This is a genomic window from Streptomyces sp. NPDC004732, from assembly GCF_040609235.1.
GTDB lineage: Bacteria > Actinomycetota > Actinomycetes > Streptomycetales > Streptomycetaceae > Streptomyces.
Genome location: NZ_JBEXJR010000018.1, coordinates 130022 through 146751 on the forward strand (window position 1 = coordinate 130022; position 16730 = coordinate 146751).

Annotated in this window: 13 protein-coding genes; 5 read left to right on the forward strand and 8 right to left on the reverse strand. The window is 74.0% G+C overall.

The window, feature by feature from the left end; all coding sequences use genetic code 11:
* Positions 1–2 precede the first annotated feature (2 nt).
* Both ABZV77_RS38045 and ABZV77_RS38050 read left to right on the forward strand, forming a co-directional pair.
* Positions 3–3725, forward strand: a complete 3723-nt coding sequence (locus ABZV77_RS38045; protein ID WP_356267154.1) for an SAV_2336 N-terminal domain-related protein — start codon at positions 3–5, stop codon at positions 3723–3725.
* Positions 3726–3750: 25 nt separating this feature from the next.
* Positions 3751–4251 (forward strand): NUDIX hydrolase, encoded by a 501-nt coding sequence (locus ABZV77_RS38050; RefSeq protein ID WP_356267156.1) that lies wholly within the window; start codon positions 3751–3753, stop codon positions 4249–4251.
* Between the two features lie 65 nt (positions 4252–4316).
* Here ABZV77_RS38050 and ABZV77_RS38055 read toward each other — a convergent pair whose 3' ends face one another.
* The 7 genes from ABZV77_RS38055 to ABZV77_RS38085 form a co-directional block, all read right to left on the reverse strand.
* The gene (locus ABZV77_RS38055) at positions 4317–4820 is read right to left on the reverse strand and encodes a methylated-DNA--[protein]-cysteine S-methyltransferase (RefSeq protein WP_356267158.1); all 504 of its coding nucleotides are present in this window, start codon (positions 4818–4820) and stop codon (positions 4317–4319) included.
* A 12-nt stretch (positions 4821–4832) separates the two neighbouring features.
* The gene (locus tag ABZV77_RS38060) at positions 4833–6329 is read right to left on the reverse strand and encodes an AlkA N-terminal domain-containing protein (protein ID WP_356267160.1); all 1497 of its coding nucleotides are present in this window, start codon (positions 6327–6329) and stop codon (positions 4833–4835) included.
* An 84-nt stretch (positions 6330–6413) separates the two neighbouring features.
* Positions 6414–6935 (reverse strand): O-acetyl-ADP-ribose deacetylase, encoded by a 522-nt coding sequence (locus ABZV77_RS38065; RefSeq protein ID WP_356267161.1) that lies wholly within the window; start codon positions 6933–6935, stop codon positions 6414–6416.
* Positions 6932–8344, reverse strand: coding sequence for an NAD(P)/FAD-dependent oxidoreductase (locus tag ABZV77_RS38070; protein ID WP_356267205.1), 1413 nt, complete (start codon positions 8342–8344; stop codon positions 6932–6934). The genes ABZV77_RS38065 and ABZV77_RS38070 overlap by 4 nt, the downstream gene beginning before the upstream one ends.
* Before the next feature lie 85 nt (positions 8345–8429).
* On the reverse strand, positions 8430–9257 hold the full coding sequence (locus ABZV77_RS38075; protein WP_356267163.1) for an inositol monophosphatase family protein: 828 nt from the start codon (positions 9255–9257) through the stop codon (positions 8430–8432).
* A gap of 289 nt (positions 9258–9546) precedes the next feature.
* Positions 9547–11376, reverse strand: a complete 1830-nt coding sequence (locus tag ABZV77_RS38080) for a gamma-glutamyltransferase (RefSeq protein ID WP_356267165.1) — start codon at positions 11374–11376, stop codon at positions 9547–9549.
* 61 nt (positions 11377–11437) lie between these two features.
* Positions 11438–12454, reverse strand: coding sequence for a MerR family transcriptional regulator (locus ABZV77_RS38085; RefSeq protein ID WP_356267207.1), 1017 nt, complete (start codon positions 12452–12454; stop codon positions 11438–11440).
* 156 nt (positions 12455–12610) lie between these two features.
* On the opposite strand from ABZV77_RS38085, the gene ABZV77_RS38090 reads away from it, so the two are divergent.
* The gene (locus ABZV77_RS38090) at positions 12611–13264 is read left to right on the forward strand and encodes a sigma-70 family RNA polymerase sigma factor (RefSeq protein WP_356267167.1); all 654 of its coding nucleotides are present in this window, start codon (positions 12611–12613) and stop codon (positions 13262–13264) included.
* A gap of 70 nt (positions 13265–13334) precedes the next feature.
* A complete protein-coding gene (locus ABZV77_RS38095; protein WP_356267169.1) occupies positions 13335–14009 on the forward strand; it encodes an SDR family NAD(P)-dependent oxidoreductase in 675 nt (224 codons plus the stop codon).
* Positions 14010–14082: 73 nt separating this feature from the next.
* Here the strand turns inward: ABZV77_RS38095 and ABZV77_RS38100 are convergent, their stop codons facing one another.
* The gene (locus tag ABZV77_RS38100; protein WP_356267171.1) at positions 14083–15456 is read right to left on the reverse strand and encodes a deoxyribodipyrimidine photo-lyase; all 1374 of its coding nucleotides are present in this window, start codon (positions 15454–15456) and stop codon (positions 14083–14085) included.
* 196 nt (positions 15457–15652) lie between these two features.
* Between ABZV77_RS38100 and ABZV77_RS38105 the strand changes: the two genes are divergently transcribed.
* Complete coding sequence (locus ABZV77_RS38105; protein WP_356267173.1) at positions 15653–16717, forward strand: biotin/lipoate A/B protein ligase family protein; 1065 nt, start codon at positions 15653–15655, stop codon at positions 16715–16717.
* The last annotated feature ends 13 nt before the right edge of the window (positions 16718–16730 follow it).

Here is a 16730-nt window from a genome sequence, read left to right on the forward strand (position 1 = left end):
GCGTGCGGGGCGAGGACCCCGCCGAGCGGCTGCGCCGGGCGCTCGCGGTGTTCGCGGAGGGCGGCGTCGGCCTCGCTCAGGAGGAATTCCTCGACGCGCTGTGGCTGGCGGCACGGCTGCCCGCGGGAGCGTCGAGCGGCCTGGCACGGGCGGCGGAGGCGGTCGCGCCCGGCCAAGGGGGAGACGACGGGGCCGGGGGGCTGCCGTCGGCCGGGGAGCAGCCCGGGGAACGGGAGGCCGACCGGACGGCTCCGCGTCCGCGGGACCCAAGGGAGGACGCGCCCGCGGCGCGCGACCCCGGCACCGGCAAACCGCTCACGGACCAGGACGAACGGACCGCACCCGGCAGGCCCGCCGGTGCGGTGGCCCGCCGCACGGCGGCCCCGGCCCGCTCCCCGCTGTTCGGCGGCCCGGCCCCCGGCCCGCGGCACGGCGCCGTCCCCCTCCGGCCCGTCCGCGCACCCGGCACCCGCGCCACCGGCTCCCGGCAGCTGCAACTCGCGCGGGCGCTGCGCCCGTTGAAACAGACCGTGGCCGACCACGGGCGGTGGGAGCTCGACGAGACGGCCACCGCCGAATCGACGGCCCACACCGGTCTCACCGACGCCGTGCTGCGCCCCGCCCGGGCCCGCTGGCTGAATCTGACGCTGCTCGTCGACGACGGCGCTTCCATGCTCCTGTGGCAGCAGCTCGCCCTGGAGACGCGGCTGCTCCTGGAACGCAGCGGTGCCTTCCGTGACGTACGGGTGCACGGTCTGGACACCCGCGGTCCCGGGACCCCGATGCTCGGCCGACGCCCCTTCACGCCCGGCACCGCCGTACTGCCGCCCGCCACCGTGACCGACCCCGGCGGCAACACGCTGATCCTCGTGCTCAGCGACGGCATCGGCGCCGCCTGGCACGACGGGCGCATGCGTGCGCTCCTCGACCAGTGGGGGCGGTGCGGCCCGACCGCGGTGCTGCACGCGCTGCCCCCGCACCTCTGGGACGGCTCCGGCATCCGGGCCGAGCCCTGGCGGATCACCAGCAGACGGCGCGGCGCGCCCAACCTCGCCTGGGACGTGACGGATCCGGTGCTGCCGCCCGGGCTCGCCGCGTTCGACGACGTGGCGGTCCCCGTGCTCGCGCCGGAGCCGGGGGCGGTCGGCGCCTGGGCGGACCTCCTCGCGTCCCCCGGGGCGAGCGCCCTGCTGCCGCTGCTGCGTCCGCCCTTCGCCGCGGCCCCGGAGCCGCCTCCCGAACCGGACACACAGCGGCGGGTCCTGCGGTTCAGGGAGACGGCCTCCCCGGAGGCGTACCGCCTCGCCGCCCACCTCGCCGCCGTCGCGCCGGTGTCCGTGCCGGTGATGCGCCTGGTGCAGGACGCGCTCGGTCCGGACGTGACCACCGGGCACCTGGCCGAGGTCTTCCTGAGCGGTCTGCTGCGGCGCTGCGACGGCGACACCGCCCTCGCGCCGCAGCACCGGAGCTACGACGTCACGACCGGCATCCGCGACATCCTCCTGGGCACCGCCCCGGTCCGCGAACTGCTGCGCACCAGCCGGTCGGTGACGGACCGGCTGGGCGAACTGGCCGGGCGGTCCGCCGACTTCCCCGCCTGGCTCGCCCACCCGGACGGGTCGGAACGGGCCCGGCGCGAGGGACGGCCGTTCGGCTGGGTCGACACACGGCTGCTGCGGAGACTCGGGGTCGGCGCGACGGCAACGGCGCCCGCACAGGCAGCCGATCCCGGGCTTCCCGCGTACGTCGACGCGCCGGGCTCGCCGTGGCGGTCCCTGCTGCCGCAGAACCCCCAGCAGGCAGGACCCTGGCGGCTGTTCGCCCGGCACGCCGACGCACGGACGGCCGACGGGATGTTCCTCGGGCGGCGCGAGGAGGGAGAGGTCGCCGCGCTCAGACTCGTCCGGTCCGGTTCCACGCGCCGGGCCTCCCTGCCCCGGCAGGCCGAGGCGCTGCGGATGCTGCGCGGCGTACGGGCGCCCCGGCTCATCGACGTCGACACGGGCCCGGAACCGTCCTGGATGGCGTGCGAGCTGCACCTGACGGACGGGCTGCCCACGCCGAGCCTCACGAGCACCGGCCCGGACACCCGCTGGTTCACCGACCCCCTGGAGTTCGCGCTGCTCGGCCGGGGCCTCGCGACGGCGCTCGCGGACGCCCATGTGCGGGGGTTCCTGCACGGCGACCTGACACCGAACCGCGTGCTGCGGACCGCCGACGACGTGTGCGTGACCGGCTGGTGCGTGCAGGAGCACGCCGACGGCGTCGCGCACGACATCTCCAAGCTGGGCCGCACCCTGCTGAGCGCGGCGGGCGGTGCCGTCCCCGAGCCCTTCGACCCGCTGCTGCGGCGCTGCTCCTCGCCCCTGCTCGACGAGCGGCCCACCGCGGACGAGGCCGCTGCCGTCTTCGACGCCTACCTCGCCGCACACGCAAGGGAACCCGCGCCGCGCGGTCCGGACGACGATGCGCCCCTCGCCGTGCCCATCGGCCTGGACCGCCGCGGCACGGAGGTCTTCCTGGACTTCCGCGCCATGGGCCCGCACGGCGTCGTCCAGGGCACGTTCGCCGACCGTTCCGCCCTCCTTGAGGAAATCGTCGGCGGGCTCGCCGCACGGCACTCGCCGACCGCGCTCCGCTTCCAGCTGCTCGACTCGACCGACCGGTTCCTCCGCTCGGCACGGACCGGCAGGCTGCCGCACATCGTGACCGGCGCCGCACCGTTGCTGGCGTCCGCCCTCGACGCCGAGCGCGCCCGGCGCCGCGAACTCATCGCCGCCGCGCAGGCAGCGGGCGCCCCGCGCCCGGCCCTGACCAGTCTGATCGTGGTCCTCGAAGCGGCAAGCCTGGGCGGGGACATCGGCTGGCTCGAAGACCTCGACATCCACCTCCTGCTCGTCGAGGGGCCCCAGCGGGGACCGGTCGACCTCGACTTCCGCGTCGACCTCGCGGCGGCCGAGGGACCGGTCCTCTTCCACTCGCGCGCCCCCGGGCACGGCGTCCCCTTCCGCCTGCCGCTCCCACGGCGCCTTCCCCAGGAGGCCGGACTCGCCGACGAGTTCCGGCGGGTCATGGCCTTCGCCAGCCCGGGGCACCGGCGCGAGACCCTCGACAGCCTGGAGCGGATCAGGGCCCGCGAGCTCGAACACCTCGGCCCCGACCATCCTCAGGCGCTCACCACGCGCTGCGAGATCGGCCGCGTCGAACTCTCCCTCGACCGCCTCGACGAGGCCCTGACATCCTTCTCGGACTGCGCGACGGGCCGCGACACGGTACTCGGCAGGGGCCACGCCGACACCCTGACCGCGCACCAACTGCGCGCCTACGTACTCCACCACCTGGGGCGCCACGAAGAGGCGTACACGATCTGCCGCACCGTGCTGCGGCTGTGGGCGAACCTCCGGCACGAGCGGCACCCCGACGTCCTGCTGTGCCGGCACAACCTGGTCGTCGCGCTGACCGCGCTGGGCCGACACGAGGAAGCCGTGCCCGAGGCACGCGCCACGTACGAGGGCCGTCGGTCCGCTCTCGGCGACGACCACCAGGACACCCTCGCGAGCGGTCACGAGCTGGCGGTCGCGCTCAACGGCACCGGGCGCAGGGCCGAGGCCCACGAGGTCGCGTCGGCCGTTCACGAGGCGCGTGTACGGATCCTGGGCCCCGAGGACCCCGCCACTCTCACCACGCTGCGTGTGGTGACGGCCGCCCGGCCCACCGAAACCTGACCGCCGTCCCGGCTACCCTTCCTCCGTGACCATCCAGGACTACGCCACGTACATCGCGGGACTCCCCCGTGTCCTCGTCGGGGCCGCCGCGCTCTTCCGGGACGCGGCGGGGCGGGTCCTGCTCGTCGAGCCGAACTACCGCGAGGGGTGGGCGCTGCCGGGCGGGACCGTGGAGTCGGACGAGGGCGAGACGCCTCGGCAGGGGGCGCGCAGGGAGACCGTCGAGGAGATCGGGCTCGACGTCGAGCTCGGGCCGCTGCTCGCGGTGGCCTGGGTGCCGCCGGGCCCCCTGCGTCCGCGGCCGCCCCTGGTGGCGTACCTGTACGACGGCGGGGTGCTCTCCGCCGAACAGCTGAAGTCGATCAGGCTGCAGGAGGCGGAGCTGCTCTCCTGGCGGCTGGTGGCTCCCGAGCAGCTCGCGGAGTACCTGCCCGGCGAGTTGGGCCGACGGGTCGCCGCCGCGCTCGACGTACAGGCGCACGGCGGCGGCCCGGCAGAGCTGGAGAACGGGCACCGGGTCGGCTGACCCGGCGCGTCCCCCCGCATCTCAGAACCGCGGATCCCGCATCTCAGAGCCGCGGATCCCGGATCTCAGAAAAGCGCGTCCTCGGACGCCCCCGCCGCCCCTCCCTCGAAGGCGAGCAGCCGCTGCTTGCGGTCGAGTCCGCCCCCGTACCCCGTCAGGCTGCCGTTGGCGCCGATGACGCGGTGGCAGGGGACGATGACGCCGATCGGGTTCTTGCCGTTGGCGAGTCCGACCGCGCGCGAGGCGTTCGGTCTGCCGAGGGCTTCGGCGAGTTCGCCGTACGTACGGGTCTCTCCGTAGGGGATCTGCTGGAGCCCGTGCCAGACCGTGCGCTGGAACGGCGTGCCGTCGAGCCGCAGCGGCACGTCGAACTCCGTCAGCTCCCCGGCGAAGTAGGCCTCCAGCTGGCTGATCGCCTCGCCGAACGGCGCCGGATCGCGGTCGCCGAAGGTCTCCTCGGGCGGGCGGTGCCGCTGCTCGGTCATGTAGAGGCCGCTGAGGACGCCGTCGGTGGCGACGAGCGTGAGGGGCCCGTAGGGGCTGTCGATGAGGGTGTGCAGGCGTTCCATGAGTGATGTCCCTTACGCGGGGATCGAGTTGATCGGATGGTCGTCGATGGCCCACAGGTACTGGACCGCGTAGGCCCGCCAGGGCCGCCAGGCGGCGGCGCGTGCGGTGAGCGCGGCGGGGGTGTGCGGCAGGCCCAACTCCTGTGCGGCACGCCGGATGCCCAGGTCGGAGGGGAGGAACGCGTCCGGGTCGCCGAGCGCGCGCATCGCGATGACCTCGACCGTCCAGGGGCCGAAGCCGGGGAGCCCGGTGAGGCGGGCGCGGGCCTCGTCCCAGCCGCTCTCCACGCCGAGGCGGAGGCTGCCGTCGGCGAGGTGACCCACCAGCGTCGTCAGGGTGGCCCGGCGGCTGCGGGGCAGGGCGAGGGACTCGGGGTCGAGCGCGGCGAGCTCCTCGGGGGTGGGGAACAGATGGGTGAGGCCACCCTCGGGGTCCTCGACGGGACGGCCGTGCGCGGTGACGAGGCGGGCCGCGTGGGTACGGGCGGCTGCGGTGGACACCTGCTGGCCGAGGACGGCTCGTACGGCGAACTCGGCCTCGTCGACGGTGCGCGGTACGCGGCGGCCCGGGGCCTTGTCGACGAGCGGTGCGAGCAGCGGATCGTCCCTCAGCTGGCCGTCGACGGCTGTCGGATCGGCGTCCAGGTCGAGCATGCGGCGGCAGCGGCTGATGGCGATGGTGAGATCGCGCAGGTCGGTGAGGGAGAGTCGGCAGCCGATGTGGTCGGGGTGCGGGGTGAGGGCGACGACGCCATGCCCGTAGGGGAGGCTCAGGGTCCTGCGGTACGCCCCGTCCCGCCACTCCTCGACTCCGGGCACCGCGGTGGCGATGAGGTGCCCGAAGAGGTTGTCGGGGTTGAGGGGCGCGCGGAACGGCAGTCGCAGCGAGAGGACGCCGCCCGCGCCCCCGGACGGCACGGTCCCGGGCCCCGTCGTGCCGGTGCTCTTCGGCGCGCGGGCGCGCAGCTCCCCCGGGGCCAGTGCGAAGACCTCGCGCACCGTGTCGTTGAAGGTGCGGATCGAGGCGAACCCGGCGGCGAAGGCGATCTCCGCCATGGGCAGTGCGGTCGTCTCGATGAGCAGTCGCGCGGTCTGGGCGCGCTGGGCACGGGCGAGCGCGAGGGGTCCGGCGCCGAGCTCGGCGAGCAGTTGCCGCTCGACCTGCCGGGTGCTGTAGCCGAGGCGGTCGGCGAGGCCGGGGACGCCGTCGCGGTCGACGACGCCGTCGCTGATCAGACGCATGGCGCGGGCGACGAGGTCGGCCCGCTGGTTCCATTCGGGGGAGCCGGGGCTGCTGTCCGGACGGCACCGCTTGCAGGCCCGGAAACCGGCCTGCTGGCAGGCGGCGGCGCTCGGGTAGAACGTCATGTTCTCGGCCTTGGGCGGCACGACCGGGCAGCTGGGACGGCAGTAGATCCGCGTGGTGACGACAGCCGTGAAGAACCAGCCGTCGAAGCGGGCGTCCTTCGACTGAACGGCGCGTACACAGCGCTCTGTGTCGGTGTGCATGCCTCAAGCTTCGCGGATTCCACCCGGCCACGGCTGGCGGAAATCCGACATCGACGTCGCCCGGCCAGGGGGGCGGCGCACGCCCTACCGCTCCACTGCCGCCGCGAACGCGTCGTACGCCTCTCGCCCGAACAGCACGAACCGCACCTCGTCGAAGAGCGCGGGGTCCGCGGCCTCCCGGACCGTCGAGACGGCGATGCGCGCCGCGTCCGCCAGCGGCCAGCGGTAGACGCCGGTGGAGATCGCGGGGAACGCGACCGTACGCGCGCCGAGCTCGGCGGCGACGCGCAGCGACTCGCGGTGGCAGGAGGCGAGGAGCTCGGAGCGGTCCTCGGTGGCGGACCAGACCGGGCCGACGGTGTGGATCACATGTCCGGCGTCGAGCCGCCCCGCGGTGGTCGCGACGGCGCGGCCGGTGGGCAGGCCCTTGCCGTAGTGCGCGGCGCGCAGGCGGCGGCAGTCGGCAAGGATGTCGGGCCCGCCGTTGCGGTGGATGGCGCCGTCGACGCCTCCGCCGCCCAGGAGCGAGGAATTGGCGGCGTTGACGATGGCGTCGGCGTGCTGCTGGGTGATGTCGCCCTGGACCAGGGTGATGGGCACGGTCACGCTTGGCTCCTGAGCATGCGCCACACGGCCTTCGCGGCATTGTGCCCGGACATGCCGTGCACGCCGGGGCCCGGGGGCGTCGCGGACGAACAGATGAAGACGGCGGGATGCGGTGTGTTGTACGGCGAGAGGGAGAGCTTGGGACGCAGCAGCAACTGCAGCCCGCTGGCGGCGCCGCAGGCGATGTCACCGCCCACGTAGTTGGCGTTGTGCGCGGCGAGCTCGGGCGGGCCCGCCGTGGCGCGCGCGAGGACGCGGTCGCGGAAGCCGGGGGCGAAGCGCTCCAGCTGTCGCTCGATGGCGTCGGTGAGGTCGCCCTGCCAGCCGTTGGGCACATGACCGTACGCCCAGAAGACGTGCTTGCCCGCCGGGGCGCGGGAGGGGTCGACGACGCTGGGCTGCACGGTGATCAGGAACGGCGCGTCGGGCGCCCGCCCGTCGCGTGACGCGGCGTGCAGTGCGGCGCCGATCTCCTTGCTGCTCGCGCCGACCTGCACGGTCCCCGCGGTGCGCGGCTCCTCCGCGGTCCAGGGGACGGGGCCGTCGAGCGCGTAGTCGATCTTGAAGGCGCTTGCGCCGTACCGGTACCCGGCATAGGCGCGGCCGAGCCCGGCGATCCTGGCCAGGGCGGTCGGTGAGGTGTCGAAGACGTAGGCACGGGCGGGCGGCAGGTCGTCGAGCCGCTTGACCTCGTAGTCCGTGTGGACGGTGCCGCCGAGGTCCTTCAGATACGCGGTGAGGGCGTCGGAGATGGACTGCGAGCCGCCCCGGGCGAGGGGCCAGCCGCGGGCGTGCGCGGCCAGCGCGAAGACCATGCCGACACCACCGGTGACGATGCCGTCGAGCGGGGCGATGACGTGCGCGACGAGCCCGGCGAACAGCGCGCGGGCCCGCTCGTCGCGGAAGCGCCGCATCAGCCACGTCGACGGCGGCAGGCCCGCGAGGCCGAACCGGGCGAGGGTCATGGGGTCCCGCGGCAGCGAGCTCATCGGCAGGGACATGAAGTCCCTCAGCAGCACGTCCCACTTGGGCAGGAAGGGCTCGATCAGCCTGCGGTACGCCCCCGCGTCGCGCGGTCCGAAGGAGGCGGCGGTCTCGGCGACGGAACGGGACAGGACGGCGGCGGTGCCGTCCGGGAAGGGGTGGGCCATGGGCAGCGGGGGCTGCAGCCACTCCAGTCCGTACCGGTCGAGGGGCATGGTGCGGAACGCCGGGGAGTTGATGCCCAGCGGGTGGGCGGCGGAGCAGGGGTCGTGCCGGAATCCGGGGAGCGTCAGCTCCTGGGTGCGCGCGCCGCCCCCCACGGTGCTCTTGGCCTCGAAGACGGCCACGGAGAAGCCGCGGCGGGCCAGCTCCACGGCAGCGGTCAGCCCGTTCGGTCCCGCCCCCACGACGACGGCATCAAGCATCGACGGCACCTTCGGACTCCTTTGTCAGCCGATGGCCTCTGCCGCCAGGATAGGCGGGCGACCTCCGCCCTCCCTCGAGCCCCTCTCAGGCGCCGGCCGCGAGCAGGCCGGCGACCCGGCGGGCGGTGGCGGCGTCGCGGGCCGCGGTGAAGGGCAGGGCATTGCCCCCGCCTATCCGGAACGGCTCCCCCGTGAGCGTCAGGTCGGCGCCACCGGCCTCCGCGACGAGCAGCAGTCCGGCGGCGTGGTCCCAGGCCAGCTCCCACGAGAAGGCGACGGCGTCCAGCTCGCCCCTGGCGATGGCCAGGTACTCGAGCCCGGCGGAGCCGCAGGGCCGCGGGCGCACGCCCTCGACGACGAGTCCCGTCAGGGCCCGCTTCTGCTCCTCGGTGGTGAAGTCCGGATGCGAGGTCGCCACGGCCACGTCCGCGCCGGGCGCGGGCGAGCCCGCCACCAGCCGCTCTCCGTTCAGCCACGCGCCCTGGCCGCGGACCGCGACGGCCATCTCGTCCAGCACCGGCGCATACGTCCAGGACGCCTGCACCTCGCCGCCCACGGCGAGGGCGACCAGCATGCAGAACCCCGGGTTCCCGTTCACGAACTGTCGCGTCCCGTCCACGGGGTCGACGATCCAGACCGGGGCGTCTCCGTGTATCGCCTCGTACGTCGACGGGTCGGCGTGCACCGCTTCCTCACCGACGACGACCGACCCCGGGAGCAGCGCGGCGAGGTCGGCGGTCAGCTGCTCCTCCGCGAGACGATCGGCGACGGTCACCATGTCGTGCGGGCCGCTCTTCTCCACGATGTCGCCCTCTGCGAGCTGACGGAAGCGGGGGGTGACCTCCGCTGCGGCGGCCTTGCGGAGGGCCTCTTCCACGTCGCGTACACCGTGCGTCAGAAAGTCTTCGATCATGCCCCCATGAGAGCACGCCCCACTGACATCCCGTACGCGCAAGGCAAACACCCCCTGAACTCCCGACAAACCCCTGGGGACACCCTGCGCCGTCCGACGAAGGACAACCACCGCAGACACCCCACCGGCCCGCACCCGCGTACGAGACGGGAGGGGACGCGGGGGGATGTGCGCACGGAGCACCGAGCAAACCCGGACGCCCAGAAACATCGAACCAGGCCGCAGGGATGGCGAGTACGTACATCCCCCCGCGTCCCCGCACCCACAGACAGACGGACGGACGGACGATTCAACGACCCACCGCGTACCCCTGCATCCCCCGCGCATTGGCCCCCGCCGACAGCACCCCGCTCCCCGCATCCCGCGCCACCGCACACAACCGGCCCTCCGACCACGCGCCCCCCACCGTCACCACATGCCCCTTCCGCCGCAGCTCCTCCACCACCGCAGGGTCCGTGCGGGACTCGACCGTGAGGCTTCCCGGGCGCATTTCGCGGGGGTGGAACGAGCCGGGAAACGACTCCGTGTGCCAGTTGGGCGCGTCGATCGCGCCCTGGAGGTCGAGCCCGCCCCGCACCACATCCCGCATCACGAGCCCCAGGAAGAAGTGCACCTGCCACTGGTCCTGCTGGTCTCCCCCGGGCGTGCCGAAGGCCACCACGGGCACCCCGTCCTTCAGCGCCATGGAGGGGGACAGCGTCGTGCGGGGACGCCTGCCGGGGGTGAGCGAGTTCGGGAGGCCCTCCTCCAGCCACGCCATCTGGAGCCGCGTCCCGAGCGGGAACCCGAGCTCGGGCACGACGGGATTGGACTGCAGCCAGCCCCCGCTCGGCGTGGCGGACAGCATGTTGCCCCAGCGGTCGACGATGTCGACGTGGCACGTGTCGCCGCGCGTCCCCCCGTCCCCGGCCACCGTAGGCTCCCCCGCCCCGGCCGCCGCAGTACCGCCCCACGCATCCGCTCCCGGGGCGTCCCCCGAAGCCACCGCGAGCGCATGCGCGGAGAGCCGCGGCTCGCGCCCGCCGGGCGACCCGGGCCGCAGCTCGCGCGACGACTTCTCCCCGATGAGCCGCCGCCGCTCCGCGTTGTACTCGGCGGAGAGCAGCTCACGCACGGACGCCCCGACGGACTCATCGTCCCCGTACCAGGCCTCCCGGTCCGCCATCGCCAGCTTGCAGCCCTCGACCAGGAGGTGGATGTATTCGGCGGATCCGTACTCCGGAAGCTCCGCGACGTTCCCCGACAACAGCGCGAACTGCTGCAGGAACGCGGGACCCTGACTCCAGCCCCCGGCCTTGCACAGGGTCCAGCCGTTCCAGTCGTACGTGACGGGGTCCTCATAGGAGGCCGACCACCCGCGCAGATCCTCCGCGGAGAGCGTCCCCACGTGCCGCTCACCACTCGTGTCCATCGTCGGCCGCCCCGCCTGCCGCACGAGCGCCTCGGCGATGAACCCACCGCGCCACACCTCACGCGCGGCCTCGATCTCCGCCACCCGCGACCGATCGCCCTCCCCGCCAACCGCCTCCGCGATCAGCCGCCGCCACGTCGCGGCCAGCGCGGGATTGCGGAAGAGCTCGCCGGGCCGCGGCGGCCGCCCGCCGGGCAGGTAGACCTCGGCCGACGAGGGCCACTCCCGCTCGAAGAGCTCCCGTACCGTCGCCACGGTCTCGCCGACCCGCTCCACGGGGGCGTGCCCGTCCTCCGCGTACCCGATGGCGTACTTGAGGACGTCCGCGAGGGACTTCGTGCCGTGGTCCCGCAGGAGCAGCAGCCACGCGTCGAAGGCGCCGGGCACCGCCGCGGCGAGCGGGCCGGTGCCGGGCACCAGGCCGAGCCCGAGGGAGCGGTAGTGGTCGACCGTCGCACCCGCGGGCGCGCACCCCTGACCGCAGAGCACGCGCACCTCTCCCCCCGCGGGCGCGAGGATGATCGGCACTTCGCCCGCGGGCCCGTTGAGATGCGGTTCGACCACGTGCAGGACGAACCCCGCGGCGACCGCGGCGTCGAAGGCGTTGCCTCCGTCCTCCAGGACGGCCATCGCGGACTGCGAGGCGAGCCAGTGGGTGGACGACACCATGCCGAAGGTGCCCTGCAGAGTGGGACGCGTCGTGAACATGATCGGCAGGCTAACTTCCGGCGCGCTGCCGGTCGACGGTCGGGCCGTGGCACCCCACAAGTCAGGGCACGAAGAACGCCTCGATCCGGTCCGCCGCCGTCCGCAAGCCGGTCAGCCGCTCGACCCCCGGCGTGTACGCCCCCGCGCGCGGCGACCACCCGGGCCCCGCGATCAGCACGGCGGGATGCGTCCTGGCACCCCGCATGCCCCACTCCGCCTCGGTGATGAGGTGCACCAGCGCCCGGTCCGCGGTGTTCCGCGAGTGCGCCCAGAGCACCACGGCCGAAGGGCCGATGCGCCGGACCGCCTCGTACAGCGCCTCCGCGGGCAGCGCGGCACCGAACATCCGTGTGGGCACGCCCCGTTCGGCGAGGACGGCGGTGAGCGCTTCCAGCGGGAGGGTGTGCTGCTCCCCCGGAACACACGTGAGCAGCACCGGCCCGACGGGGCCACCCGATCCGCCAGGCCTCACAGAACCGACAGGCCCGACAGAACCGCCAGGACCGCCAGGACCGCGAGAAATCGCCGCCGCCGCACCGCTCACGACACCCGCGCCCGGCGCCCGCCGCAGCGCGGAGGAGACGTGCCAGGAGAGGAGGTGCTCGACCTCCACGTACCGCTCGCCGGACGACGCCCACTTGCGCCCGATGGCATGCAGGGCGGGCGCCATGACCTCCTCCCACCCCATGGTGTAGCCGTACTCCCCCACGGTGGAGCGCAGTTGCGTCTCGACCGCGGGCGAGTCGAGCCGCACCGCCGCTCTGGCGAGACCCCGGCACTCCTGCCGTACGTTGCCGAGCGAGAGGGCGCCGGAGTCACTGCCCCGCCGCGGGCGCGGAATCTCCGCCGCGCCCTCCTGCAGCGCCGAACGCGCGGCCTCGGCGGGCGGCACGCCCAGCGCGGTCAGTCGGCACATCTCCTCCACGCGCCCCACGTCGACGGGGCTCCAGCGGCGGTGACGGCCCTGCTCCCGCTGGGCGGGCCCGATGCCGTAACGCCGTTCCCAGGACCGGAGCGTGGTCGGCGCGACACCCAGTCTTCGGGCGACGCTACCGGTGGTCAGCGCGGCATCCGGCATCCGCGCCCCGACGGCATCGCCCCGCCGGGCGGTGCCCGGCATCCGTGCAGCTCTCATCCCGCGACGATACGACGCACAATCGCTGCAAGTTGTCGCCTCTCACTGACTGTCACCAATCTGGGGTCAACTCCGACCCCTGTACGAGGAGTACGCATCATGGTGGCGGTCGACATCACGTTCCCCGAAGACGCTCCGCACCCCGAGGACCTGCTCGCGGACGATCAGCTCGCGGCGGGCGTCGCCGCCGGTGACGAGCGCTGTCTGTCGGCGGCCTACCGCCGCTGGGGGCGCCTCGTCCACCGGCTCGCCGGGCGCGCCCTGGGCGACGGTCCGGACGCGGAGGACGTGACGCAGCAGGTCTTCCTCGCCGCCTGGCGCGGTCGGCACGGGTACCGGGCGGGCGCCGGTGGCCTGCCGGGCTGGCTGGTGGGCATCACGCGGCACAAGGTCGCCGACACGCTCGCGGCCAGGACCCGGCGCGCCGTGCTGGTGGCGGCCGTGGGCGCCCGGCAGGGGGCGCCTTCCGTCGGCGGGCCCTGCGCCGAGCAGGTGCTCGACCGCGTTCTGGTCCAGCGCGAGCTGGCGAACCTGCCATCGGCGCAGCAGTTGGTGCTGCGGCTGGCGTTCTACGAGGATCTGACGCAGTCCCAGATTTCCGAGCGGACCGGTCTGCCGCTCGGCACGGTCAAGAGCCACATGCGGCGCGGTCTGCGCGCGCTGCGGGAGGGGTTGACGCCGGAGGGCCCGCCGGTGCCGGGCGCCGCGCAACCGGTCTGCGGACAGCGCATCCGTTCCGCACCGTCGGCGTGAAGTACCGGGCATCGACCCACCACACCCTCTCTCTCGCCCCTCTGCTCCTGCCCCCTTTGGAGGAAGACGAATGGAAATCTCGGGTGCCCGCATCCTGGTGGCCGGGGCCACCGGCGTTCTCGGCGGTCTCGCCGCGTGCGCGCTGGCGGAGCGCGGCGCACGACTGGCTCTGGCCGGTCGCAATCACGTACGCCTTGCGGCTCTCGCACGCGACCTCGGCGGGCCGCCCGCCCGCTGCTTCGAGGCATGCGACCTGGACCAGTGCTCCACGCTCGGGCCGTGGGCGGAGCGTGCGCTTTCGGGGCTGGAAGGGGTGCTCGTGACGGTCGGGGCGGCGGGGTACGGCGCGGTGGAGGACGTGTCGAACGCGATGGCAGGGCATCTCCTGACGGTCAACGCGCTGTGTCCCATGGCGGTGCTGAGGGGCGCGGCTCCGGTGGTGGCGGACAAGGGGTTCCTCCTGGCGATCACCGGAGGGGTGCCCGGCCCGGCGGGCCCGGAGAGCGCGGACGACCTCGCGGGCAGCGCCGACTACACCGCGTCCAAGGCGGCGTTGAGCGGCTGGCTCGGCGTGCTCACCGAGGAGCTCGCGCCGCGGTCCGTCGCGGTCCTCGACATCCGCTCGCCGCGCCTGGACACCGGCTTCACGGAACGGTCGCTCACCGGCCGGCCGCCCGCCCTGCCGCCGGGGGCCGACGCGCTGAAGGCGGTGTACTCCCTGATGGACAGCATCACGTCGACTTGACGGGCGGCATCACCTCGACCTGATGGGCGGCATCACCCCAGCCCGACCCCGCCCTGGCTCCAGCCCGACCCCGTCACTCGATGCCCCGGCCCCTCCTGAACCGGCCGAGCCCCGCCGCCAGTTCGACGAGCGGCTCGGGGTAGTCGTACCGCGCCCGCTCCGCCCCGGACAGCTTCCACGGCTCGTGGACCGCGGCGCCGCGCAGCTCGGCGAGTTCGGGCACCCAACGGCGTACGTACGTGCCGTCGGGGTCGTAACGCTTGGCCTGGAGCACGGGGTTGAGCACCCGGTTGGGGCGGCTGTCCGTGCCGGTCCCGGCCACCCACTGCCAGTTGAGCTGGTTGTTGGCGAGGTCGCCGTCGACGAGGAGTTGCTGGAAGTACCGGGCACCAACCCGCCAGTCGACGTACAGCGTCTTGGTGAGGAAGCTCGCGGTCAGGAGTCTGCCGCGGTTGTGCATCCACCCCTCGTGCCGCAGCTGGCGCATGGCCGCGTCGACGACCGGGTATCCCGTGGCCCCCTCCTGCCACGCGCGGATGTCGCTGTCCGCCGACTTCCCGGAGCGCCAGCGGTCACCGCGCGTTCGGTAGTCGGCGGCGGCCGCTGCCGGGCGGGCGGCGAGCACCTGGTGGTGGAAGTCGCGCCAGCACAGCTGCCGGACGAAGTCCTCGGCGCCCTGGGACGACCGCTTGCGTGCGGCGTGGACGAGTTCGGCGCAGGACAGCGTGCCGAAGTGCAGATGCGGCGAGAGCTTCGAGGTGGCGTCGGCCGCCAGGGCGTCGTGGTTCTCGGTGTACCGGTCGATGCCGTTGCGCAGCCAGGCCCGCCAGAGGGCGCGGCCGACGCTCTCGCCGCCCTCGGCGAGGCCCGGCGAGAGGCCGTCCATCTCCTTGCGGGAGGGGTACGAGTGGGAGCTGACGTGGTCCGGGACGCGCACGGTGCGCGGGGCGGCGAGCACGGCCCGCACGCCCTTCTCGGTCCAGCGGCGGAAGTACGGGGTGAAGACGGCGAAGTGGTCGGAGTTGGCCGGGGTCACGGATCCGGGGGTGACGGCGGTGACCACGGCGTCGTGGACGTACAGACGTCGGCCGTCCCGCTCCAGCGCCTCGCGCAGCCGCCGCTCGCGGGCGTGCGCGTACCGGCTGACCCCGGCCGCCATGTGGACCTCGTCGGCGTCCGCCGCCTCGACGACGGACCGCACCTGTTCGACGAGGTCGCCCTTGCGCACCACGAGCCGCCCGCCGCGGTCCCGGAGCTGACGGTCGAGGTCGGCCAGGCAGTCGGCGAGGAACGCCTCCCGGTTCGGTCCCGCGTCGCCCAGGTCGGCGATGGCCCGGTCGTGGACGAAGAGCGGCACCACCGCGTCCGCGCCGGTGACGGCGGCGCGGAGCGGCGGATGGTCGTGCACCCGCAGATCAGAGGTGAACAGGACGACCGAGATGTGCATGGTGCGGACTCCAGTGGGCCGGGTGATCCTTCCCTCTGTCCTTCGGACGGTCGGCCGCCCACGGATGCGCCGTCCGGTGCACGGTCCCCCGCACGGCGCACACAAGCAGGACATTCCCGCGCTCGGCTAGCGTTGGGGGACGATTCGGAAACATCGAGCCGAGGGCGTTGTGTCCCGCGGGCCTGGAGGAAGCACGGTGCACGGTGAGTACAAGGTCCCCGGCGGCAAGCTCGTCGTCGTGGATCTGGACGTCGAGGGCGGCGAGCTGCGGAACACCCGCGTGGCCGGTGACTTCTTCCTCGAACCCGACGAGGCGCTCGACGCGATCAACGGCGCGCTGAACGGCGCCCCCGCCGACACGGACGCCCCGGGCCTCGCCGCCCGCATCGACGCCGCGCTGCCCGAGGGCACCGTCATGTACGGCCTGACGTCGGAGGGCATCGGGGTCGCCGTCCGCCGCGCCCTCGCGCACGCGACGGACTGGACGGACTACGACTGGCAGCTGATCCACGAGGAGCCGCAGCCGCCCGCGCTGCACATGGCCCTCGACGAGGTGCTGACCCAGGAGGTCGCGGCGGGCCGCCGTCCGCCGACGCTGCGCGTGTGGGAGTGGGCCTCGCCCTCGGTGATCATCGGCAGTTTCCAGTCGCTCGCCAACGAGGTGGACGCGGAGGGCGCGGCCCGGCACGGCATCGACGTCGTGCGCCGGATCTCGGGCGGCGGGGCGATGTTCGTCGAGCCGGGCAACACCATCACGTACTCGCTCTCCGTCCCCGACGCCCTCGTCCAGGGGCTCTCCTTCCAGGACAGCTACGCCTACCTCGACGACTGGGTGCTCGGCGCCCTCGCCGACATGGGGATCAAGGCGTGGTACCAGCCGCTGAACGACATCGCGACGGACGCGGGGAAGATCGCGGGCGCCGCGCAGAAGCGCACGGTGGCGCCGGGCGGCGCGCCGGGCGCGGTGCTGCACCACGTGACCATGTCGTACGACATCGACGCGGACAAGATGCTCGAAGTGCTGCGCATCGGCAAGGAGAAGCTCTCCGACAAGGGCACGCGGAGCGCCAAGAAGCGGGTCGACCCGCTGCGTCGGCAGACCGGGCTGCCCCGCGAGGCGGTCATCGAGCGCATGATCGACTCCTTCCGCGGCCGTTACGGCCTTGCCGAGGGGAAGGTCACCGACGAGGAGATGGCGCGCGCCCGGGAGCTCGTGCGGACCAAGTTCGCGACCGCGGAGTGGACGGCCCGCGTGCCCTGACCGGGCCGCGCGG